The following is a 22,963-nucleotide window of genomic DNA, read 5'->3' as shown; positions in this document are numbered from 1 at the left end:
TGTTTATTTCTTGTGGCGTGCCCAGCACGCCGCCGTGTTTTACACATTAGCTTTGTAAGTAAGCTTTCAAGTAAGCGAGACTGACGTTATGAACGTGTTTACATCCATTGGTCGCTCTGCGCGCCTGTGCCTTTTTGCTGCCATGGCGACAGTGGCGGTGCCTGTTTCAGCTCAGGTGATTCCGCAGCCGCAAACTATTATCCCTTCCGCCCCTCAGTTAGCGGCAAGTTCGTGGATACTCATGGATGCCAATAGTGGTCGTATATTGGCGGAGCATAACTCAGACGAGCGCCTGCCGCCGGCGAGCCTGACTAAGCTAATGACCGCCTACCTGGTTGAGCGTGAGTTAGATCGCGGCACAATTAATATGTCCGATATGGTCAACATTAGCGAGAATGCTTGGCGTACCGGCGGCTCGAAAATGTTTATCGAGGTGGGCGACCAAGTCTCAGTAGATGACCTGCTGCACGGCATCATCATTGTATCGGGTAATGACGCTAGTGTTGCCATGGCAGAGCACTTGGCCGGTGGTGAAACGCCCTTTGCGGATCTCATGAATCAGCACGCCACTCGGTTGGGCATGGATAACACCAACTTCCAGAACGCCACCGGTTTGCCAGGAGAGAATCACTACTCGACTGCCCACGATATGGCGCGTTTATCACAGCACATCATTAATGATTATCCAGAACACTACGAAATTTACTCCCATCGCACTTTTTCTTATGGCGGTATTGATCAGCCCAACCGCAACCGTTTGCTATGGCGTGATCCTTCAGTTGACGGTCTAAAAACCGGTTGGACTACGGAGGCGGGTTTCTGCCTTGTGTCATCGGCCAAGCGCGAAGATATGCGCTTGATTTCCGTTGTGATGGGTACCACATCTGATGAAGCCCGCGCTCAGGAAACGCAAAAACTGCTTAGCTATGGTTTCCGCTTTTTCGAAACGATGAAGCTCTACGAGCGTGGCGCTGTGCTGGCAACACCTCGTGTTTGGAGTGGCGATATCAATGAGCTGCGGGTCGGTGTTGACGAAGAAGTGTATATGACCCTGCCTCGCAACCGTAATGAAGAGCTGCAAGCGCGCCTTAACATAGATCCAGACCTGCAGGCGCCGGTTGCTATTGGTGACGAGGTCGGCACCTTAGAAGTCCGCTTGGGCGATGAGGTCGTCGGTGAACGTCGCTTAGTAGCATTGGAAAATGTCGAGGAGGGCGGCCTCTTCAAGCGTCTGTTTGACCAAGTGCAGCGCTTCTTTAGCAGTCTAATTAGTAAGTTTACCGACTAAATCGTGTGGTCTTGGGCCATTGATTTTGTATCCGCAACGATAGGTTTGCTATGAAAAAAAATGCTCCGCAGGGGTTGCGCGATTTGCGCCAACCGGCGGCTCAAGAGCCGCCAAAAATCACTTTTCCTTGCGATTATTCGTTAAAAGTCGTCGGCGATGCTGCCGAAGACTTTCCCGCCTGCGTATGCCAGATCATTGTGCGCCATGCGCCTGACTTCGACGCCACGAATATGCAGGTAGTTGACAGCCGCAACGGTCGTTTTCAGTCGGTACGTGTGATGATTAGAGCGACCAGCGAGCAGCATATTAGGGAGCTGTTTGAAGACCTCAAAGCGACCGGCCGTGTGCATATGGTGGTGTAAGCGTGGACGACGCCAAGCCGATTGAGTTCTACCACTTGGGCCGCCAAGCGTATCACCCCGTTTGGGAAGCGATGCGCGCGCTAACTGATACCCGCGATGCCCACACGCCTGATCAATTTTGGTTAGTCGAGCACGACCCAGTGTTTACCCAAGGGCAAGCAGGCAAGCCAGAGCATTTACTACTGCCTGGCGATATTCCGGTAGTGCATACCGATCGCGGTGGCCAAGTGACTTACCATGGGCCAGGACAGGTAGTGCTCTACCCACTGTTGGATGTTAGGCGCGGCAAAATTGGTGTGCGGGATCTGGTCACAGCGTTAGAAAATGCGGTAATTGAGGTATTGGGCGGCTATGGCGTAAGCGCTAGAGCGCGGCCTGATGCGCCCGGCGTCTATGTGCCGACGCATGCGGGTGAGGCGAAGATTGCCTCGTTAGGCTTACGGATTCGGCGCGGTGCTAGTTTTCACGGTGTGGCGTTGAATGTTGACGGCGATTTGACGCCCTTTCTACGCATTAATCCATGTGGCTATGCGGGTATGCCGATGGCAAAACTGTCCGACTTTGTTGAGCTGCCAAGTGATCACCGAGTAGGTGAGCAGCTAGCCAAGGCTCTCGCTATGCAGTTGAACCGCCAACTAGTCTGTATTGACCGTTCGCCGCTATCTACCTAGCTCCGTACTATTATTTAGCTCGCCCTGATAAAGCACACCGCTACCTAGATTGAGCAAGCTTAATCTAGGTAGCGGTGTGGGTCTTGGCGATATGCTTGATGGTGTGCTGGGGCTAGCCGACGTTTAACGTTGGAATACGGCTGGGGTCCGCTTGCTGCTCTTGACCAGGAATAGCGGCCGGTGAGGCTAAGCCTAGGTTGTTCTTCTCGAAAACACGGTCGGCACGATAGCTAGAGCGCACTAGCGGGCCAGAAGGCACTTCCATAAAGCCTTTTTCCAGACCGATCACGCGGTAGCGATCAAACTCTTCAGGCGTTACCCAACGCTCTACTGCCAAGTGATTTTTGGTCGGGCGCAGGTATTGGCCCAGCGTAACGATATCCACACCGATTTCGCGAAGATCGTCAAAGGTCTGCAAAATCTCTTCGTCGGTTTCACCTAAGCCGAGCATTAGGCTGGTTTTGGTGATGATATCAGGACGGTAGCGCTTGGCGTGGGCAAGCACATCGAGTGTTTTTCGGTAGCCTGCGCGCCGGTCGCGCACTCGCCCGGTGAGTCGTTCAACGGTTTCTACATTCTGGGCAAATACCTGCAGGCCAGAGTCAACGACGCGTTCAATAGCGCTTAGCTCACCGTCAAAGTCGGGCGTTAAAGCCTCGACCACTACCTCCGGTGTGCGTGCTTTAATCGCCTGAATACAGTTGGCGTAATGCGTTGCGCCACCATCGTCAAGATCATCGCGGTCGACCGAGGTGAGCACGATGTAACGCAGACCCATTAACTCCACTGACTTAGCGGTGTTTTCAGGCTCTTCGTGGTCTAGCCAACCTTGAGGGTTGCCGGTATCGACGGCGCAGAATCGACAGGCGCGGGTACAAACTGAGCCCATTAACATAATGGTAGCCGTGCCATTGCTCCAGCACTCGCCCATATTGGGGCAGTGGGATTCAGCGCAAACGGTGCTTAATCGGTGGGTAGCAACATTTTTCTTGACCGCTTCAAAGCGCTCCCCCCCAGGGATTTGTGCTCGCAGCCACTTGGGCTTGCGTTCAAGAGAAGGAGCCTCTGCCTGCGCTTTGCGCTCCTTCATGCCATCCTTGATCACCGTCATGCCATGTTCGTTACGGTATTTTTCACCGCTAGACACGCGCTTAGAGGGGGTATTGCTCATAGTGACAGAGCCTCTCTTCTGTGCGGTAGGCCGAAGGTATGAGTGGGTATAAAACTCTTCCAGGGCCTGACAATTGATAGCTAACTAATTCGTGGTTAATCAACACATGGTTAATCAATACGTGGTTAGTTAATGCAAGGTTCGCTCGATATTTTATCGCGCTAATAGCCGCTAATGTAACATATCCCGCTGTTAACAGGACACCAAAGCCGCTATGGAGAGAGCATCGGTAAGCAGGCGACACCGTGACTAGGCAGCGGGCTGGAGGGCGCTTGAAAATGGCGGCGATAGTCGGATAAATGTTCGCGAATAAAGCTTAAAAACAGCTCAGCAACTGGTGTGGGGAATCGCTCACGTGCATAGACTGTGCACCAGGAGCGATGAATCGGAAAATCAGGTAGTCCTAGCTCAAAGAGTAGCCCTTGTTCAAGCTCAAGCTGTACCGCTAGGCGGGGTAAAACGGCGACGCCCAAGTGCGCCATTACCCCACCTTTAATCGCTTCATTGGTGCCTAGCTCAATACAGTGGGGCAGGGCGACCTGCTGATTGGCGGCCATTTGCTCAAAAGCGTTACGCACCCCAGAGCCTGGCTCGCGCATAAGTACATAGTGGCGAGCGAAATCGGCCAGCGAAGGTTCCGGCATCGAGAGCAGTGGGTGCTCCGGCCAAACGACGGCAATTAGCTCGTTATCCAGAATCGGCATCACCACTAAGCGATCATCTTCAGGCACCATCGCCATAATCACCAAATCATCGTGCTGCTCGGCCAGCCGTTCGAGCGCCTGACTGCGGTTGCACACCTTTAAGCGAACGTGCACGTCGGGATAGTGCGCGCGAAACCGGGCCAGTAAATAAGGCACTAGATACTGAGCGGACGAAACCGCCGCGATATTAAGCTCGCCGCTAATTTTGCCGTTAATATCGGATAAGTTCATTTGCAGACGAGAAAGCTGGCCAAAAATTTCTCGCGTCGAGTGGGCAAGGGTGTCGGCAGCAGGCAATGCATGGAGCGTTTTGCCCGCATAGTTAAACAGCGGTTGACCCAGCGCTAGCTCCAACTGGCGTATTTGCGCACTAACTGCAGGCTGGGTAAGCCCTAACTGCTTCGCTGCACGGGAGTATGATCGCGCCCCGTGCACTGCCTGGAAGACCTGCAGTTGCCGGAATGTTAGCCGATTGAGCAGCTTAGGAGATGACATGGCAACCTCGTGGTGAACGCCCTTAAGTGTGGCAAGGATTAATACCCGTATCAGGCTTAATCGTCAGGGAAAAACATGCTAACACTGTAGCTTTTCGTTTGCTTAAACAGGGCGTCATTAGTCGTATAAGTGGTAATTATCAGGGTTAAAGATCGACGCCGTGCGCGTAGTGGCCTAAACTATATTGCATTGCAGCATTATTATTGTATGGTCGCATCAATGCTTTCGGGTCTGGTGCCTATGCATCAACCCTATGGGAGAACTTATGAACTTTCTCGCCAATCCTTTGTTTCCTGCCTCTGCTTTCAAAAGCGCCTGGCTGAAGCAACAAAATGGTTCTTCAAATTTACCCGGTAGTGAGGCGTTGGCTTCTTTGATCGACCCGTTTGGGTTTGGCCGTTCGGCATTTGCTTACTGGCGCGACAGCGTAGAGCGTAGCGTTCTGTATTTAGATGTTATGCGCGAGCGTGGCAATCAATACCTTGAGCATATGGAGCAAACCAAGCCCAATGTACTGGGCTTTGATACCGAAGTGCTAATGGATGGTCGGACGTTGCCGCGGCCAACCAACTATGAACTGCTGCGTGTATTACCCCATGAAGGGACTGAAATCGATCTGCAAAAGCGCCCCTTCGTGGTGATCGACCCGCGCGCGGGACATGGGCCAGGGATTGGTGGTTTTAAACCTGACAGTGAGTTAGGTGTAGCGCTAAAAGCGGGGCATCCCTGCTACTTTATTGGCTTTTTGCCACTGCCAGAGCCTGGGCAGACCGTCGAGGATGTTATCGAGTCGGAAATTGCCTTTTTGCGTCATGTCATCGAGCTTCATCCCGAAACCACTGAAAAACCGATGGTGGTGGGCAATTGCCAGGCAGGCTGGCAAATCATGATGGCCGCCGCCTTAGAGCCAGACGTTTTTGGCCCTATTCTGATTGCCGGTGCGCCGCTCTCTTACTGGGCGGGCGAGCGCGGTAAGGCGCCCATGCGCTATACCGGTGGTATGTCAGGGGGAAGTTGGATGACGGCGCTGGCCAGCGATTTGGGTGATGGTCTTTTTGATGGCGCTATGTTGGTACAAAATTTTGAGCGTCTCAATCCAGCCAATACCTACTGGAAGAAGCAGTATCACCTTTACGACAATGTCGACACTGAGGCCAGTCGCTATCTCGAGTTTGAACGCTGGTGGGGTGGTCACGTCGTTTTGGGTGGTGAAGAGATCCAGTATATCGTTGATAACCTATTTGTCGGTAATCGGCTCTCTACCGCTCAGCTAGTGACCCGTGATGGACGCCGTGTTGATCTGCGCAATGTGCGTTCACCGGTGGTAGTGTTCTGTTCGCGTGGGGATGATATTACCCCGCCTCCCCAAGCCTTGGGCTGGATTCGTGACCTCTACGAAGACGAAGCTGACATCGTTGCCAATGAGCAAACCATCGTGTATTGCCAGCATGATACGACAGGCCATCTAGGTATTTTTGTGTCGGGCAGCGTGTCGCGTAAAGAGCATACCGAGTTCACTGCAAACATGGATTATATCGATGTGATGCCGCCGGGGCTCTATGAAACCACGGTGACACATGTTGATGATCACGATGACCCAGAATTAATCGAACGTGATTACCTGCTTGAATTCACACCACGTAATTTCGACCAGCTTGATCGTGATGTGATGCACAAGCCTGAGGATGACCGTCGTTTTGCCACGGTGGCGCGGATTTCAGAAATCAATTTGGGAATGTACCGGCTTTTCATGCAGCCTTGGCTTAAGACCATGATCACGCCAGAGGTAGCGCGCTTAATGCGCCGGATGCACCCTATTCGTTTGGGTTATAAGCTGCTTTCTGACCGTAATCCGCTGACAGTACCGCTGCCTGTTATGGTGGAAGCGGTGCGTAAAAATCGTCACCCGGTCTCCCAAGATAATTTGTTTAAAGCGCTTGAAACCATGGGCTCTGACCAGTTGGTCGCCAACCTTAACGCGATGCGCGATTTTCGTGATAGCAGCACCGAAAAAATGTTTATGGATATCTACGGCCAGCCGTTGTTGCAGGCCGCCGTTGGTCTTTATGGCGATGCCCACGTGCACCGCCGTCGGCCTGGAGCAGAGCCCGAACACCGTCGCTTCGTTGAACAGCGTCAGGCAGAGTTGCGCGCTAAAATTGCTCACGGTGGCGCTCATGAAGCGGTGATGCGCTCGCTTATCTACGTATTGGGCGGCGCCCCGGCCACAGATGAACGTAACTTTAAGCGCCTGCGCGCCTCACGGGCAGAACTTGAGCCAGGTATCAAGCTAAGTGAGTTCAAGCGCTTAGTGCGTGAACAGTTCTTTATTTTGAAGCTGGATCGTGAGCAGGCGCTTAGCTCGCTGCCCGATTTGCTGGATGGACAAAGTAACGAAGATATTGACGGCTATATCAGTCACCTAGAACACGTATTTGCAGCCAGCGGTGAGCCTTCAGAGCATATGGCTGAACGCTTTACTAAGATTAAGGCGTTATTTGATAAGGCAAGACCCCGTAAGATAGAAGCGCCGGCCAAGCCAATCGCTGCCCAGCAGCCAGCAGTCAGCGACGAGGCATCAGCGACGCCGACTCCAGCGACGGCTAGCACTACTGGGCGTCGAAAGACACCGCGTAAGCGCTAAAACAGTGTGTTAGCAGACATCGCCCTCGCCTATTTGGTGGGGGCGCTTTGTTTGTTTCCTTACCTTTTGGGTTGCCGTAATGCTGGTGGCAGTCTAGTGTCTAGCTACTATTTATCTGAAATATAATCTTGGTTGGCTAAAATCTACGGATTCTCCCTACGACTTGGTTGCTACTGGCGCTTAGCAAAGGGCTGGGGTAGGGTAGGCGCATTTTTTTCATCCGTATCTTTTTTCAAGGGCTATTTTATCCCGACGATACGGCACCAAATGCAGAGCACGCGCTAGACAGCCCGTGCATTAGGAAAGTGGAGCACTATGGGCAAGTCACTGGTCATCGTCGAGTCGCCGGCTAAAGCGAAGACGATTAACAAATATCTCGGCAACGATTTCATCGTAAAGTCGAGTGTAGGTCATATTCGTGACCTGCCGACCAGCGGCTCAGGTAAGGCAGCCTCCGATCCCAAGGAGCGCGCGCGCCAAGCCGCAGCGACACGTAAGATGTCGGCGGAAGAGAAAGTTGAGTATAAAAAGCGCAAAAGCCAGGATCAGCTAATCCGACGTATGGGGATTGACCCGAATAACGGCTGGCAAGCACGCTACGAGGTACTACCCGGCAAAGAGAAGGTTGTTGCCGAGCTTAAAAAGTTGGCTGAGAAAGCTGACGCTGTCTATCTCGCAACGGATTTGGACCGCGAAGGGGAAGCCATTGCTTGGCACCTGCGCGAGACCATCGGCGGTGATGATAGCCGCTACAAGCGTGTGGTGTTTAACGAGATCACCAAAAACGCTATTCAAGATGCCTTCAAGGCGCCTGGCGCGCTTAATATTCCGCGGGTGGAAGCTCAACAGGCACGGCGTTTTCTAGACCGTGTGGTTGGCTTTATGCTTTCGCCGCTGTTGTGGGCCAAAGTGGCCCGAGGCCTATCAGCAGGGCGTGTGCAGTCAGTGGCGGTACGCCTGATTGTCGAGCGCGAGCGCGAAATTCGTGCTTTTATTCCAGAAGAGTTCTGGGACGTGCATGCCGATTTAGCGTCGCCGGACGGTGGGCTGGTGCGTTTTGCGCTGATGCGTCAGGATGGCAAAGCTTTCAGGCCCACCTCTGAAAAAGATACCTTGGCGCGCATTGAACAGCTTAGAAAAGCCAAGCTGACGATCACTTCTCGCGAAGATAAGCCCACTAGCTCCAAGCCTACTGCCCCCTTTATTACTTCTACGCTGCAGCAGGCAGCAAGTGGCCGGTTAGGGTTTTCTGTTAAGAAGACCATGACCATGGCCCAGCGCCTTTATGAAGCGGGCTACATCACTTATATGCGTACCGACTCGACCAATTTGTCGAAAGACGCGGTAGAAGGGGTGCGCAGCTACATTGGCGAAGAGTTTGGCGAGCGTTACCTACCCGAAGCGCCTAATCGCTATAGCAGCAAAGAGAGTGCTCAAGAGGCGCATGAGGCGATTCGCCCTTCCAGCGTAGAGCGTCAAGCCACCGACTTGGCTGGCATGGAGCGCGACGCAGAACGCCTTTATGAATTGATTTGGCGCCAGTTTGTTGCCTGCCAAATGACACCCGCCGAGTACCTGTCGAGTACCCTTAGTGTCGAGGTCGATGGTTATGACCTGCGCGCAAAGGGGCGCGTGCTTAAGTTTGACGGCTACACCCGGGTAATGAAGCCCAGCGGTAAGAATGAAGACCAGAGCCTGCCTGACCTGCCGAAGGGCACGCCGATGGCATTGGAAACGCTCGATCCTCAGCAGCACTTTACTAAGCCTTCGCCGCGCTACACGGAAGCCAGTCTGGTTAAAGAGCTTGAAAAGCAGGGAATTGGCCGACCCTCTACCTACGCTTCAATCATCTCCACTATTCAAGACCGTGGCTATGTGAAGCTAGAAAACCGCCGTTTCTACGCCGAAAAGCTGGGTGATATCGTTACTGAACGGTTGAAAGAGTCGTTTCCGGATCTGATGGATTTCTCGTTTACCGCGCGTATGGAAGATAGTCTGGATGAAGTCGCGGAAGGCGAGCGCAACTGGCAGGCGCTGTTAGACGCCTTCTACGGAGAGTTTCGTGAAGAGCTTGCCAAGGCCGAAAGCGACGACGGTATGCGTCCCAATCAGCCGGTGCCGACGGATATTGACTGCCCGGCATGTGGTCGCCACATGCAGATTCGTACCGCTTCAACAGGGGTTTTTCTAGGTTGTAGCGGCTATAACCTGCCGCCCAAAGAGCGCTGCAAAACCACCATTGACCTGATTCCTGGTGAAGAAGCCGTTGCCGAAGACGCCGGCGAAGAAGCCGAAACCAACGCGCTGCGCGCCAAGCGCCGTTGCACAAAGTGCGGCACGGCGATGGATAACTACCTGATGGATGAAACGCGCAAACTGCACATCTGCGGTAATAGCCCTGATTGCGATGGCTATGAAATTGAAAGTGGCAAATTTAAGATTAAGGGCTACGACGGTCCGATCATCGAATGCGACAAGTGTGGCTCTGAGATGCAGTTGAAATCTGGTCGCTTCGGCAAGTATTTTGGCTGCACCAACAGCGAGTGTAAAAATACCCGCAAGCTGTTGAAAAGTGGTGAAGTGGCGCCGCCGAAGATGGATCCAATTCCGATGCCTGAATTGGCTTGCCAGAAGGTGGAAGACCATTACGTGCTGCGTGATGGCGCCAGTGGGCTGTTTCTAGCAGCAAGCAAATTCCCCAAAAACCGTGAAACGCGGCCGCCGCTGGTAAAAGAGCTTAAGGCGCATGCCGATGAGCTGCCAGAGAAGTATCACTTTATTCTTAAAGCGCCCAGCGAAGACCCTGATGGTCGTGCGGCGCAAATTCGTTATTCGCGCAAAACCAAAGAGCAGTACGTGATGACTGATGAAGAGGGCAAAGCGACTGGTTGGAAAGCCATGTTCGATGCCGGTAAGTGGCACGTGGAAGATAAGCGCAAGTGAATGTCCGTTCGCGCACGAATCAGTTGCTTTATCAGGCAGAGCTGATTGCCACTATGCCCGCCGGGGATGATGAGCATACCCCAGCGCGGCAAATGGCATTAGAGGAGAGCGCTCTGGCGCTGTTTGAGCTAGCCTTAACGTCGTTATTGCGCGAAGTTACCGAGCATGCACGGCTAGCAGAGCATCGTTGGAGCGTGCTGCTTGCACCAGATGGCCCCCCGCTAGCGGAGTTACAGCGCTTACGCGATTTGAAGGAGCAGCCTGAGAGTTGGCTGAATTGGTTAGCGGTACAGCTTGAGCGTCTGCATAGCGACGAGGGTGTCGCCCGGCGAATGGCGCACAATCCCGCTATGATTGCGGTGGGTAATCAAACCAGTTTACGTCATCAGCTGCAGGAGAATATTCAGGCCGCTAAGCGCGAAATAGGTGCGCTGCGCGAAACCAGTCTGGAGTGGTAATGTTGCAAGCGTTGCACAACTGTTAGCCTAGGAACGCAATTTCATCGTGCGCTTGAGTTCAAAAGGTGTAGTCAATATCGCGTATATGGCAAAATTACTAATGGCGAATGTGGGAATAAGGTATAACAGCCATCAGATACGCCTAGACAGTCAACCATCGATTAACGTGTTTCGAGAGCTGCCATGATGTTAGTTAGTCGTCGTCATTTTTTAGCCATGGCGCTGAGCCTGCCAGTTGTTGCTAGTGCTGCTGTAAATGCACCTAGCCAGGCGGGCTCGACCGACCTCGTTGAGACAATGCTGACCCGTGCCCATGTGCCTCGCCATAGTAATGAGCTGTGGGTGCTGGTTGACGACCAGGACGCTACGCTAAGCGTGTTTCGCGGTAATGCGCTGGTAGACCGCTTTGCGCCTATATCGCTAGGGCGCGCTGGGGCTAAGACGCAGCGGGTTCGGGGTGATAATGTCACTCCTAAGGGTGAGTTTCGTATCAATCGATTTAACTATGAAAGCCAATGGCAGACCTTTATAGGGATTGATTTCCCGACCCCAACCCATGCTCGCATGGCGTTGGAAAAAGGGATTTATTCCCAAGCTGATTATGATGACTACTTCGATTACTACCGACGTAACGGCCATCCACCGCAAAACACCGCTTTGGGTGGGGCGATTGGCATTCACGGCCTGGGCAGCGCAGACCCTGATATTCATGGGCGCTACCATTGGACCCAAGGGTGTGTCGCCGTTACCAACGAGCAAATTGATCGCTTGGTGGAGCTAGTAGGTGTTGGCACTCGTGTAGTGATCCGTTAAGCTTATGCCGTTGAAGGAAGTTCGAGGTTTTAAACAAGTGGCTATAGACAACCGCTGTCTTCTATTATAAAACAGCGTTTGACTTGCGAGTATCGCAACAAGTCACTGTACGGAACCTGCACCGCAGGTAGACAAATTTAAGCCAAGTACTTACTCTAAGTACGTAACCTTACGTTTGTCATACCCTTAACGTAGTACCCAAGGACGACTCAAGGAGAACATTATGACTCTGAAAACTACTCTCAAGATGACTGCTGCTGCTGCTTCTCTGGCAATTCTTGCAGGTTGTGCTTCTACCAGCGCGCTGGAAGAAGTTCGCATGACTGCTGAATCTGCACAGGCTGACGCTGCAGAAGCACGTAGCATGGCTTCACAAGCTATGAACACTGCAAACCAAGCCCAGCGCGATGCGCAGGCTGCTCTGCAGATGTCTGAGCAGAACCGTGAAGAAATGAACCGCATGTTCCAGCGTTCCATGCAGAAGTAATTCTGCTTGGGCTGTTGAGGAAGTCTTCAGGCTTTTTCAACAGCTGCTGGATGAAAGCTGTAGTTAGTTAAACCGCAGGTTAGTCTAAATGTGAGGCAAGCAGTTTTTGCCACTAGCTACGCAAAAAACCCCGCTTCGGCGGGGTTTTTTGTTGCTGCGGCGTTTGGGTTAGGCGTCTTCGTTCTCAGTGGGGGATGCGCTGAGCTCCAGCTCGTCAATCAACTCAACAGGCTGAGGTTCTGGTTTAGGCGCTTGTGGGCCGTGGAGGGCAATAAAGTGGCCGTCTGGGGCTTCTACGGCGCGCTGCACCAGTTCGGCGTCTATTTCAATATCTTCGTCAGTCAGCTCGGTAACCCGCTCGATTGCGTTAAGCAGTGGTTCAAAGCCTTCTACATTCTCTTCTAGCTGTGGGAACGACTGCACAAACAGGGTGCCGTCGGCAGCAAAGCCTGCTTTGAACGGCGCATCCATCAGGTTGACCTGTGTGCCGCTAGGTAAGCGCTCATAAAGCGATTCGATATCTTCCGGGTACATACGAATACAGCCGCGGCTAACGCGCATACCGACGCCCTCGGGGCGGTTGGTGCCGTGAATCAGATAGCTCGGCATGGCGAGTAGGATCGCGTGCTCACCTAAGGGGTTATTAGGGCCTGGCGGTACGATAGAGGGCGCTGGCTCGCCACGTGCGGCTGCTTCGCGACGCATAGAGGAGGGTGGTGCCCAGGCCGGGTCTTTAACCTTAACGGTCGTGCGGGTAATGCCGACGGGAGTGGCGAACTCTTCGCGGCCTACGCTGACTGGGTAGGTTTCGACAATACCGGGCTTGTCAGCGGGGTAGTAGTAAAGGCGTAGCTCAGAAAGGTTGACTACCACGCCTTCACGCGCAGCGGGGGGCAGAATGTACTGTGCCGGGATGACAACTTCAGTACCTGCGCCGGGCACCCAAAGGCTAACCTCTGGGTTGGCCATGCGAATCTCTTCATAGCCAATATTATGGCGGCGGGCGATATCAATCAGCGTCTGCTTGGGGTCTTCAACAACGACTGTATAGCGCTCGCCAATCACATCGCCTTTCTCGGGTAGCCGGAAGTGTCCGCGGGGCAGTTCATCCCGATCAGCAATCTGGGCGGCGCTATCAGCGGCGTCGATGCTGACTTCTTGTGCTTGCGCCTGCTGTTCTTGCTTATCAGCGGGTTGCGCAAAAGCGGGGCTGGTCAGGCTGGCGGCTAATAGTACTGCCAGACTAGTGGGCCCCCAGAGGGTAAAGGTATCGCGAATGTTCATGGTCGTTCCTAATATGTTAATTCACTGCTGGTGCGCGTTGTTGGGCCACTACTTTTATCCCCTAAGGGATAGCTAGTGATAAGTTTGCCCCAAGGTTCACGCCGCCGCTACTTTTTGATTAAGGGTGCTGAGTAGGTTTTCAAGCTGCTGGAAACGCTTGTCGACAGTTTCCATAGGTAATTCAAATCGTAAGGTGTCAGAACCATCCAGACGGTAATGCTTTGGCGAGGTCTGAATGAGGGTTACCAGAGTCATGGGGTCTACTTGGGTGCTGCCTTCAAATAGCGCTCGACCGCGACTTTCGCCGGCTTCAATCTTGCTGATACCCAACTGCTCAGCGCGATGACGTAGCTTGGTCTGACGAATAAGGTTCTTCAGCGCTGCGGGCAGTAGGCCAAAACGGTCAATAAGCTCAACCTGCAGCTCTTTAAGCTCGCTATCACTTTGGGTATTAGCAATCCGCTTGTACATCACTAGCCGCTGCTGCACATCATGAATGTAATCGTTAGGAATCAGCGCAGGCAGGTTAAGGCTAATTTCTACGCCGGTATTAAAGGGCGCATCAATATTAGGCGTTTTTCCTGCTCGAATTGCTTTCACCGCTCGGTCCAGCATCTCCATATAGAGCGAGTAGCCAATGGTTTCCATCTGGCCGCTCTGCTCATCGCCGAGCAGCTCGCCCGCCCCGCGTATTTCCATATCGTGGCTGGCTAGGGTAAAGCCGGCGCCTAAATCATCAGAGGCGCTAATCGCCTCCAGGCGCTTAATGGCGTCGCGGGTCATGGCTTTGGGGGTTGGCGTTAATAGGTATGCGTAAGCTTGGTGATGGCTACGGCCCACCCGGCCCCGCAACTGGTGCAACTGAGCCAAGCCGAATTTGTCGGCACGCTCAATAATAATGGTATTGGCACTAGGCACATCAATGCCGGTTTCGATAATGGTCGAGCAGACCAGCACATTAAAGCGGCGGTGGTAGAAGTCCGACATGATGCGTTCTAAGCTGCGCTCGGGGAGCTGGCCGTGGGCAACCCCCACGCGCGCTTCAGGCACCAGTTCGCGGATTTTTTCCGCCGTATTTTCGATTGTCTTGACTTCATTATGCAGCACATAGACCTGGCCGCCGCGAAGTATTTCGCGCAGCAGCGCCTCTTTAATAATGCTGGGGTCGTGTTGTTGGACAAAGGTTTTGACCGACAGCCGGCGGGCTGGCGGCGTGGCGATAATCGACAGATCGCGAATGCCGCTCATGGCCATATTCAGCGTGCGCGGAATCGGGGTGGCGGTCAGCGTCAAAATGTCGACCTCGGCACGCAGCGTTTTGAGCTTCTCTTTTTGCGCAACCCCAAAACGGTGCTCTTCATCAATAATCAACAGGCCCATTTTGGGCAGCTCGACACTTTTGGCCAGCAGCTTGTGGGTGCCAATCACAATATCGGTTTGACCGCTTTTAATACTCTCCAGCGTCTGGGCCACTTCTTTGCCACTGGTAAAGCGCGAGATCAAGCCGATATTCACGGCGGTATCGGCAAAACGATCGCGGAAGTTCTCAAAATGCTGGCGTGCCAGCAGCGTAGTGGGCACCAGTACCACCACTTGGCGGCCGGACTGCACGGCCAGAAACGCTGCACGCATAGCCACTTCGGTTTTGCCGAAGCCGACGTCACCACACACCACCCGATCCATGGGCTGCGGAGACGTCATGTCGCTGATGACGGCTTCAATCGCCGCGTGCTGATCGGCAGTCTCTTCAAACGGGAAGTTGCCGGAAAAACGTAAATACTCCTCGCCTGGCGCTTCATAGACCACCCCTTGCTGGGCTTCCCGACGTGCGTAAACGTCCAGCAGTTCCGCGGCAGTATCGCGAATCTTCTCGGCGGCCTTGCGGCGAGCTTTTTCCCACTGGTCGGAGCCCAGCTTATGCAGCGGCGCTAGTTCGTCATCGGCGCCGCTGTAGCGCGAAATAAGGTGCAGGCTGTCGACAGGCACATAAAGCTTGGCCCCATCGGCGTAGGAGAGGGCTAGAAATTCGTTGGCTTGGCCGCCAGTTTCAAGCGTTTCCAGACCTAAATAGCGACCCACGCCGTGGGCCTGGTGAACCACGGGTGCGCCTTCGCGCAGCTCTGAAAGATGGCGTACCGCAAGCTCGTTATCGTCGGTGGCTTTTTCGCGACGACGGCTCTGGCGGACAACATCGCCAAACAGCTCCGTTTCGCTAATCACTGCCACACTGGGGTTATTCAGCCACAGGCCGCTGTCGATTAGGCCTTCGGTAATTGCATACTGCTCGCTACTGGCCAGAAAGGCGTGAAAGCTATCGGTATGAGGTAGTGCTAGCTTTAACGGGGCCAATAACTCTTCTAATGCTTCGCGACGACCGCGAGACTCCGCCACGAACAGCACGCGGGTTTGGGCGTGGGCCGTTAAAAAAGCGCCAAGCTCACCGAGCGGCTGCTTGGCGCGGGCGTTGATCGAAACCGAAGGTAGCGGCGCTGATTCGGGCTCAAGCGCGTGGCGCTGCTCGTTGTCTTCGGTTAACTCTATCCGCGGGCGTGCCTTAATAGCCGCGAATACCTCACTGACCGGGAAAAAAGCCCGGTGTGGCGGGAGCAGCGGGCGCGTTGGATCAACGCCTAAATTCACATAGCGGGCATCGATAGATTGCCAGTGCTGCTCGGCGGCATGAAAGACCTCTGGCAGCAATGCGACTCGCGTGTCGTCCGTTAAGTGGTCAAACAACGAGGCCGTTTGTTCGAAAAACAGCGGCAAATAATGCTCAAGGCCCGGCGAAGGAATGCCCTTTAACGCATCGTTATAGAGCGGGCATTGGCGTGGGTCGACATCAAACAGGGTCTCAAACTGCTCGCGGAAACAGGCGATAGCGCTGCGGCTCAGCGAATATTCATGGGCAGGCAGTAGTTCAAGTGATTCCAGTTTGTCGGTGGAGCGCTGGCTGCCGGGGTCGAAATGGCGCAGCGTGTCGATCTCGTCATCAAATAAGTCAATGCGGATCGGCTCATCCATCCCCATTGCAAACAGATCAATTAGCGCGCCGCGCATAGCGTATTCGCCGGGCTCATACACTGTTTCAACGGCGCGATAGCCGGCCCGGGATAGCGATTCCCGGAACCCTTCGCGATCCAGGCGTTCGCCTGTTTTTAGCGTCATGACTCGTCCGGCGATGTACTCCACCGGGGGTAGGCGCTGCATTAGCGTATTGATCGGCACCAGGACAATGCCGCGCACACCGTCTTGCAGTTGGCGCAGCGTGCGTAGCCGGGCCGAGACAATATCCTGATGGGGTGAAAAGCTATCGTAAGGCAGCGTTTCCCAGTCAGGGAAGGGCAGTACCGGGACGTCGCTATAAAAGTAGAGGTCTTGCTCCAGGCGCTGGGCGCTGGCCGTATTGGGCGTGATCACCAATAGCGGAGCTTGAGTGGCGACCCGAGAGAGTGCCAGCGCAGTCGCACTGCCCGGCGGCGATGTCCAGTAGAGCGTATCGCGAGTCCCTTCAGGCTGGGGCGGTTCGAGCAGAGAGAAAGTCGGCATAATCAAGATATCGTTTTGCGCTGAAACGGAAAGCAGATCATACACGATCGCGCCTTTCAGTTAGAGTGCTAGCGCAAATCGTTAGCAGAGTAACATTTGAGCTGATTGGATAGTTTTGTAGTGAGATCGCTGTTTCTGTAATACCCCTACATGGTGTGCGACTATCCTTTTATTGCGGCCGTGAAGCTTGCCCCGGATAATGCCCCCACAGTTTCCACTACATGATGAGGCCGCACGTGAGTCAGCAAGCGCTCGAAAACGTTTTTCAAGAATGGCAAGGTAACGAAGCCTTGGCGGAGCAAATGATCCCATTAGTGGGGCAGCTCTATCGTCAGAATAATGTCGTTGCCACCATGTTCGGACGTTCGCTGATCAAACGGTCGGTTATTCGTATCCTTAAAGACCACCGTTTCGTGCGCAAATTAGAAGGCACTGAGCTCTTGGTTGAAGATACCTACCCCATTGTGAAGGGCATGGTGGCTTTGAACCTTGGTCCCGCGCATGTCGATGTGGGCAAGCTCGCAGTAATGTTTAAGCGCCAGGACGGCGGTGATGTAGAAACATTCCTGCGTAAAGAGCTGCACGAAATTATTGATGGCTATCAGCCAGGCGCCAGTACTGGCGAGCCCCAAGATGTGGTGCTCTACGGTTTTGGCCGTATTGGCCGCTTGCTAGCGCGGGTGATGGTTGAAAAGGCGGGCGGCGGCAACTTACTGCGTTTGCGCGCTATTGTGGTGCGTGGTCGCGGCGATGTGGCTAAAGACCTTGAAAAGCGCGCGAGCCTGCTGCGTCGTGACTCAGTGCATGGGCCCTTTGACGGCACCATCATGGTCGATGCAGAGGCTCGCACGCTGACGGTCAACGGCAATGTTATTCAGGTGATCTACGCCGATTCGCCCAGCGAGGTCGATTACACCGAATACGATATCCACAATGCTGTGATTGTTGATAATACCGGTATCTGGCGCGATGAAGAGGGCTTGGGCCAGCACCTGAAGTGTAAAGGCGCTGCCAAAGCGCTGCTAACTGCGCCGGGTAAAGGCGATATTAAAAACATCGTTTACGGTATTAACCACGAATCCATTGGCGATAGTGATCTCATCGTCTCTGCTGCTTCTTGCACCACCAATGCGATCGTTCCGGTATTGAAGGTACTTAACGACGAGTACGGTGTGGTCAATGGTCACGTGGAAACCGTGCACGCTTACACCAACGACCAAAACCTGATCGACAACTACCATAAGGGCGATCGTCGTGGCCGCAGTGCGGCGCTGAACATGGTATTGACCGAAACAGGCGCGGCGAAAGCGGTGTCTAAAGCGCTACCTGAACTTGAGGGCAAGCTAACCGGTAATGCCATTCGTGTACCAATCCCCAACGTTTCCATGGCGATTCTCAACCTGACGTTAGACAAAACCACCGACGCCAACGCGCTCAATGACTATTTGCGTCGTATGTCGATTGATTCCGCCTACCAGAAGCAGATTGACTACGTTGACTCAGCGGAAGTGGTGTCGTCGGACTTCGTAGGCAATCGCCATGCCGGTATCGTCGATGCCAAAGCGACCATCGCGAATGGTCACCATGCGGTCGTATATATGTGGTACGACAATGAATTTGGCTACAGTTGCCAAGTTGTGCGTATTTTACAGCAGATGTCGAATGTTCGGTTTTTGAAACTGCCACGCTAAAATATTGCGCCAGTTTGGCCTGATACGGGCCTGCCAGTCGGTAAGCTGCTATCAACGCCACCTTCGGGTGGCGTTTTTTTGCCACTATTGGGCCCTTTTTCAATGTCTATAGCACTTTAGACGATGCTCAGGGATGTGGTCATTGGACGCGGTTGTCTTTATAATACGAGGGATTTTTCGGGGTGGTTCAAGTGCTGCTTGGGCCGGACTGGTAACAATCTGAGCAGAAAACAAACAATTCACTGAGCAGAAAATAAGCATTCGAACCCCATACCTTCGTATATCCGATCCAACAACTGGGCGAGACTATGATCGAAGTCAAAAAAGGCCTGGATCTCCCCATCACGGGAGCGCCCGAGCAGCGTATTGAAGATGCGCGGTCTGTGCGCCACGTGGCAATCCTGGGTACCGACTACGTTGGCATGAAGCCAACAATGGAAGTTCAGGAAGGGGATAAGGTCAAACTAGGCCAATTGCTCTTCACCGACAAGAAAATTGATGGTGTGCGCTACACAGCGCCTGCTGCTGGTGAAGTGCTTGCAATAAACCGTGGCGAAAAACGTCGTTTGCTATCTGTGGTAATTAAAGTCGACGAAACTGAGGAAGCGGTTGAATTCGCTGCTCACGATCGTAATGCCTTAGCGCAGCTTGAACGCCAGGTCGTTGTTGACCAACTGGTGGAGTCGGGGCTCTGGACCGCGTTGCGCACGCGTCCTTTCTCGCGGACTCCGGCAATCGATAGCACCCCAGCCGATATTTTTGTAACGGCTATCGATACTCATCCACTTAGCCCTGACCCCGCGCTGATTATTAATGAGCAGCCGCAGGCATTTGAAGATGGCCTCAAGGTGTTAGCGCGCCTTACCGAGGGCAACGTCTTTCTATGTACAGGTGAAAAGGGTACAGGTGAAAAGGGTACGGGCGAGAATGCCTCGATTCCGGGTGGCGATGTTGACGGCGTAAAAGCCGAAAGCTTTGCTGGTCCGCATCCCGCCGGTTTAGTCGGCACTCACATCCATTTCCTGTCCCCTGTCGCACTGCATAAAAAGGTGTGGCACATCGGCTATCAGGACGTTATCGCGTTCGGTAAGTTCTTTGTGGAAGGCAAGCTGGATATGAGCCGCGTAGTGGCTGTCGGTGGCCCACGTGCTGAAAATCCGCGCCTGATACGTACGCGTGTCGGCGCCAGCACGGATGAACTCCTGGCCGAAGAAGTCATCAAACCAGATGACACTCGCGTCATTTGTGGTTCTGTATTCTCCGGTTTTTCCGCCGAAGGTAAGTTGACTTACTTAGGCCGCTTCAACAACCAAGTGAGCTTGCTGGAAGAAGGCAATAAGCGCACTTTCTTGGGTTGGCTATCGCCTGGTGCTAATCGTCACTCGGTCTTGGGTATTTATATCTCCAAGTTCAAGGGGCTAAGTAATTACGCGCCGACCACCTCTACCAATGGCTCCGAGCGTGCGATGGTGCCGGTAGGTGCTTACGAGACGGTGATGCCGCTGGATATCATGCCAACTCAGCTTCTGCGTTCGTTGATCGTGGGCGACATTGAGGCTGCCATGCAGCTTGGGTGTCTGGAGCTGGATGAAGAGGATCTGGCACTGTGCACGTATGCTTGCCCCGGCAAATACGAGTACGGCCCCATCCTGCGTGACAATCTCACCATGATCGAGAAAGAGGCCTGATGATGGGTATTCAACAGACACTCCAAAATATCGAGCCGCATTTCCACAAAGGCGGAAAGTACGAAAAGTTCTACCCGCTATTTGAAGCGGTCGATACTATTTTCTATTCGCCGCCGAGCGTGGCTAAAACCACCGCTCACGTGCGCGACGGTATCGATCTTAAGCGTATTATGATTACCGTGTGGCTATGTACCTTCCCGGCCATGTTGTTCGGTATGTGGAGCGCGGGTTGGCAGGCCAACACGGCAGTTGATGCGGGCTACGCCTCTATGGGTGGCTGGCGCGAAGCGATTATGATGACCTTGGCATCCGGGCACGATGCCAGTAGCTTTTGGGCTAATTTTGTTCTCGGCGCTACCTACTTCTTACCTATCTACCTGGTCACGTTCGTGGTCGGTGGTTTCTGGGAAGTACTGTTTGCCATCAAGCGTGGCCACGAAGTGAATGAAGGCTTCTTCGTCACTTCCGTGCTATTTGCGTTGGTATTGCCCGCGACTATCCCGCTTTGGCAGGTCGCGCTGGGTATCACCTTCGGTGTCGTCATCGGTAAAGAGATCTTCGGCGGCACGGGCAAGAACTTTTTGAACCCCGCGCTGACTGGCCGCGCGTTTCTCTACTTTGCCTACCCAGCGCAAATCTCGGGTGATGCGGTATGGGTTGCCGCCGATGGCTATACCGGCGCAACGGCACTTTCTTTAGCGTTCCAGGACGGTATGTCTGCGCTAACGGACGCCTTTAGCTGGTGGGACGCCTTCCTTGGCTTTATCCCAGGTTCCGTAGGTGAAGTCTCTACGCTGGCGATCTTTATCGGCGCCGCTGTGCTGCTTTGGACACGGATTGCATCGTGGCGAATCATGTTGGGGGTTTTCCTCGGCATGGTGGCCACCAGCACGCTGTTTAACCTGATCGGTTCTGAGACCAACGCCATGTTTGCCATGCCGTGGTATTGGCACTTGGTCATCGGTGGTTTTGCCTTTGGTATGGTGTTTATGGCGACTGACCCTGTGTCGGCCTCTATGACCAACCAAGGCCGACTGCTGTTTGGTGCGCTGATTGGTGTAATGACCGTTTTGATTCGCGTTGTGAACCCGGCTTTCCCGGAAGGCATCATGTTGGCGATTCTATTCGCTAACCTGTTTGCACCGCTGATTGACCACTTCTTCGTTCAGGCCAACATCAAGCGTCGCATTAAGCGTACCGGTGTACCGGCCGAGGAGACTGCCTAATGGCACAAGGTAACAACTCCATCAAAAAGATCCTGATAGTGGCGTTCTCACTGTGTATCGTGTGTTCCGTCATTGTCTCGACAGCGGCGGTCGCACTGCGACCGGCCCAACAGCTCAATCAGGAGCTCGACCGTAAAACCAATATCCTGAACGTTGCCAAGCTTTACGAGCCTGGCATGGACGTTGAAGCGGTGTTTGGGGAAGAGATTACCGCGCGGGTCGTTGACCTGGATACTGGCGAATACTCTGATGAGTTTGACCCTGATACCTACGATAGTTTTGAGGCGGCGAGAGATCCTGCTTCGGGCCGTACTTTATCCGGTGACCAAGACATTGCAGGTCTGTCGCGGGTAGAAAACTATGCGACGGTATATCTGATTGGCGGTGAAGATGACCCTGAGCAGATTGTACTGCCGATTCGTGGGCAAGGCCTTTGGGGTCTGATGAGTGGCTTCCTGGCCGTAGAAGGCGATGGTAATACCATCGTTAGTATCACCTATTACGAGCACAGCGAAACGCCAGGCCTGGGCGCTGAAGTGAACAATCCGCGCTGGCAAGCGCAGTGGGAAGGTAAGAAAGTTTACGATGAAGAGGGCGACCTCTCACCGGAAATTCACCTGACCAAGGGCGGCGCTAGCAGCGAATACGAAGTAGATGCGCTATCTGGCGCTACGCTGACCAGTAACGGCGTAACCAACATGCTGCAGTTCTGGTTAAGCGAAGAAGCATTCGGACCTTATTTGGCTAAATTCCGCAGTGGTACTGAGCCGGAAGACGCCGAAGAGACCGAGACCGACTTCGAAGACGTTGAGGGGGCCTGATCATGGCGGACTTAAATGCAAAAGGCGTTTTAACAGCGCCGATTTTCCAGAACAACCCTATTGCGCTGCAAATTCTGGGGATCTGTTCGGCACTTGCGGTAACCACCAGTATGAGCGTATCGCTCGTTATGGCGCTGGCGGTTATTTTCGTAACGGCATTTTCAAATCTGTTCGTATCGTTGATCAGGAATCATATTCCCTCTTCGATTCGTATTATCGTGCAGATGACTATTATTGCCTCGCTGGTTATCGTGGTCGATCAGATTCTGAAAGCGTATGCCTATGAGATGTCCAAGCAGCTCTCCGTGTTTGTGGGCCTGATCATTACCAACTGTATCGTCATGGGGCGTGCAGAAGGTTTTGCGATGTCAAACACCCCAGGTATGTCGTTTTTAGACGGTATCGGCAACGGCCTGGGCTACGGCTTTGTGCTTATGGTCGTGGGTTTCTTCCGTGAGCTGCTAGGTTCAGGCAGCGTATTTGGCATCACTATTCTGCAAACCGTGCAAAACGGTGGTTGGTACGTGCCCAACGGCTTGCTGTTACTGCCGCCTTCCGCGTTCTTTATTATCGGCCTGCTGATCTGGGTGATGCGTTCTGTTAACCCTGAGCAAGTAGAAGATAATGAGTTCAAAATGAAGGAAAACACCAAGCCCAAGGAGGCCGTGTAA

The 22,963-nt window shown here is 53.5% G+C and carries 17 protein-coding genes; 13 read left to right on the top strand and 4 right to left on the bottom strand.

Going from position 1 to position 22,963, the window contains the following annotated elements:
* Positions 1 to 88 precede the first annotated feature (88 nt).
* Genes ACQE2I_RS10460 through lipB form a run of 3 tightly spaced genes read left to right on the top strand, consistent with a single transcriptional unit; the run spans position 89 to position 2,321 of the window.
* Positions 89 to 1,288 (top strand): D-alanyl-D-alanine carboxypeptidase family protein, encoded by a 1,200-nt coding sequence (locus ACQE2I_RS10460; RefSeq protein WP_427028048.1) that lies wholly within the window; start codon positions 89 to 91, stop codon positions 1,286 to 1,288.
* A gap of 50 nt (positions 1,289 to 1,338) precedes the next feature.
* Entirely contained in the window at positions 1,339 to 1,650 is a 312-nt protein-coding gene (locus tag ACQE2I_RS10455) for an HP0495 family protein (protein ID WP_427028047.1), read from the top strand.
* 2 nt (positions 1,651 to 1,652) lie between these two features.
* The gene (gene lipB / locus ACQE2I_RS10450) at positions 1,653 to 2,321 is read left to right on the top strand and encodes a lipoyl(octanoyl) transferase LipB (RefSeq protein ID WP_427028046.1); all 669 of its coding nucleotides are present in this window, start codon (positions 1,653 to 1,655) and stop codon (positions 2,319 to 2,321) included.
* A gap of 112 nt (positions 2,322 to 2,433) precedes the next feature.
* Here lipB and lipA read toward each other — a convergent pair whose 3' ends face one another.
* Together lipA and ACQE2I_RS10440 are read right to left on the bottom strand one after the other, a co-directional pair.
* Positions 2,434 to 3,492 (bottom strand): lipoyl synthase, encoded by a 1,059-nt coding sequence (gene lipA, locus ACQE2I_RS10445; RefSeq protein WP_427028045.1) that lies wholly within the window; start codon positions 3,490 to 3,492, stop codon positions 2,434 to 2,436.
* Positions 3,493 to 3,704: 212 nt separating this feature from the next.
* Complete coding sequence (locus tag ACQE2I_RS10440; protein WP_427028044.1) at positions 3,705 to 4,691, bottom strand: LysR family transcriptional regulator; 987 nt, start codon at positions 4,689 to 4,691, stop codon at positions 3,705 to 3,707.
* 265 nt (positions 4,692 to 4,956) lie between these two features.
* On the opposite strand from ACQE2I_RS10440, the gene ACQE2I_RS10435 reads away from it, so the two are divergent.
* The 5 genes from ACQE2I_RS10435 to ACQE2I_RS10415 all read left to right on the top strand — a co-directional run bounded on the left by ACQE2I_RS10435 (position 4,957) and on the right by ACQE2I_RS10415 (position 12,036).
* On the top strand, positions 4,957 to 7,335 hold the full coding sequence (locus tag ACQE2I_RS10435) for a DUF3141 domain-containing protein (protein ID WP_427028043.1): 2,379 nt from the start codon (positions 4,957 to 4,959) through the stop codon (positions 7,333 to 7,335).
* 315 nt (positions 7,336 to 7,650) lie between these two features.
* A complete protein-coding gene (gene topA, locus ACQE2I_RS10430; protein WP_427028042.1) occupies positions 7,651 to 10,278 on the top strand; it encodes a type I DNA topoisomerase in 2,628 nt (875 codons plus the stop codon).
* On the top strand, positions 10,275 to 10,736 hold the full coding sequence (locus tag ACQE2I_RS10425) for a DUF6586 family protein (RefSeq protein ID WP_427028041.1): 462 nt from the start codon (positions 10,275 to 10,277) through the stop codon (positions 10,734 to 10,736). Before topA ends, ACQE2I_RS10425 begins: the two co-directional genes overlap by 4 nt.
* Positions 10,737 to 10,919: 183 nt before the next feature.
* Positions 10,920 to 11,549 (top strand): L,D-transpeptidase family protein, encoded by a 630-nt coding sequence (locus ACQE2I_RS10420; protein WP_427028040.1) that lies wholly within the window; start codon positions 10,920 to 10,922, stop codon positions 11,547 to 11,549.
* A gap of 223 nt (positions 11,550 to 11,772) precedes the next feature.
* Positions 11,773 to 12,036: an Lpp/OprI family alanine-zipper lipoprotein gene (locus tag ACQE2I_RS10415; protein WP_022523170.1), complete on the top strand. Its 264-nt coding sequence runs from the start codon at positions 11,773 to 11,775 to the stop codon at positions 12,034 to 12,036.
* Positions 12,037 to 12,204: 168 nt separating this feature from the next.
* Here the strand turns inward: ACQE2I_RS10415 and ACQE2I_RS10410 are convergent, their stop codons facing one another.
* Together ACQE2I_RS10410 and mfd are read right to left on the bottom strand one after the other, a co-directional pair.
* Entirely contained in the window at positions 12,205 to 13,320 is a 1,116-nt protein-coding gene (locus ACQE2I_RS10410) for a L,D-transpeptidase family protein (RefSeq protein ID WP_427028039.1), read from the bottom strand.
* A 96-nt stretch (positions 13,321 to 13,416) separates the two neighbouring features.
* Positions 13,417 to 16,866, bottom strand: coding sequence for a transcription-repair coupling factor (gene mfd / locus ACQE2I_RS10405; protein WP_427031441.1), 3,450 nt, complete (start codon positions 16,864 to 16,866; stop codon positions 13,417 to 13,419).
* A 236-nt stretch (positions 16,867 to 17,102) separates the two neighbouring features.
* Between mfd and ACQE2I_RS10400 the strand changes: the two genes are divergently transcribed.
* The 5 genes from ACQE2I_RS10400 to ACQE2I_RS10380 all read left to right on the top strand — a co-directional run bounded on the left by ACQE2I_RS10400 (position 17,103) and on the right by ACQE2I_RS10380 (position 22,963).
* A complete protein-coding gene (locus tag ACQE2I_RS10400; RefSeq protein WP_427028038.1) occupies positions 17,103 to 18,557 on the top strand; it encodes a glyceraldehyde-3-phosphate dehydrogenase in 1,455 nt (484 codons plus the stop codon).
* 308 nt (positions 18,558 to 18,865) lie between these two features.
* Positions 18,866 to 20,245 (top strand): Na(+)-translocating NADH-quinone reductase subunit A, encoded by a 1,380-nt coding sequence (locus tag ACQE2I_RS10395; protein WP_427028037.1) that lies wholly within the window; start codon positions 18,866 to 18,868, stop codon positions 20,243 to 20,245.
* Entirely contained in the window at positions 20,245 to 21,471 is a 1,227-nt protein-coding gene (locus ACQE2I_RS10390; RefSeq protein ID WP_427028036.1) for an NADH:ubiquinone reductase (Na(+)-transporting) subunit B, read from the top strand. The genes ACQE2I_RS10395 and ACQE2I_RS10390 overlap by 1 nt, the downstream gene beginning before the upstream one ends.
* The gene (locus ACQE2I_RS10385; RefSeq protein ID WP_427028035.1) at positions 21,471 to 22,292 is read left to right on the top strand and encodes a Na(+)-translocating NADH-quinone reductase subunit C; all 822 of its coding nucleotides are present in this window, start codon (positions 21,471 to 21,473) and stop codon (positions 22,290 to 22,292) included. The genes ACQE2I_RS10390 and ACQE2I_RS10385 overlap by 1 nt, the downstream gene beginning before the upstream one ends.
* A 2-nt stretch (positions 22,293 to 22,294) precedes the next feature.
* Complete coding sequence (locus ACQE2I_RS10380) at positions 22,295 to 22,963, top strand: NADH:ubiquinone reductase (Na(+)-transporting) subunit D (protein ID WP_427028034.1); 669 nt, start codon at positions 22,295 to 22,297, stop codon at positions 22,961 to 22,963.

This window comes from Halomonas sp. H2, from assembly GCF_050215315.1.
Classification (GTDB): domain Bacteria; phylum Pseudomonadota; class Gammaproteobacteria; order Pseudomonadales; family Halomonadaceae; genus Vreelandella.
Note: the sequence above shows the minus strand (reverse complement) of the source record. Positions and strands in the feature narration are given on the sequence as shown.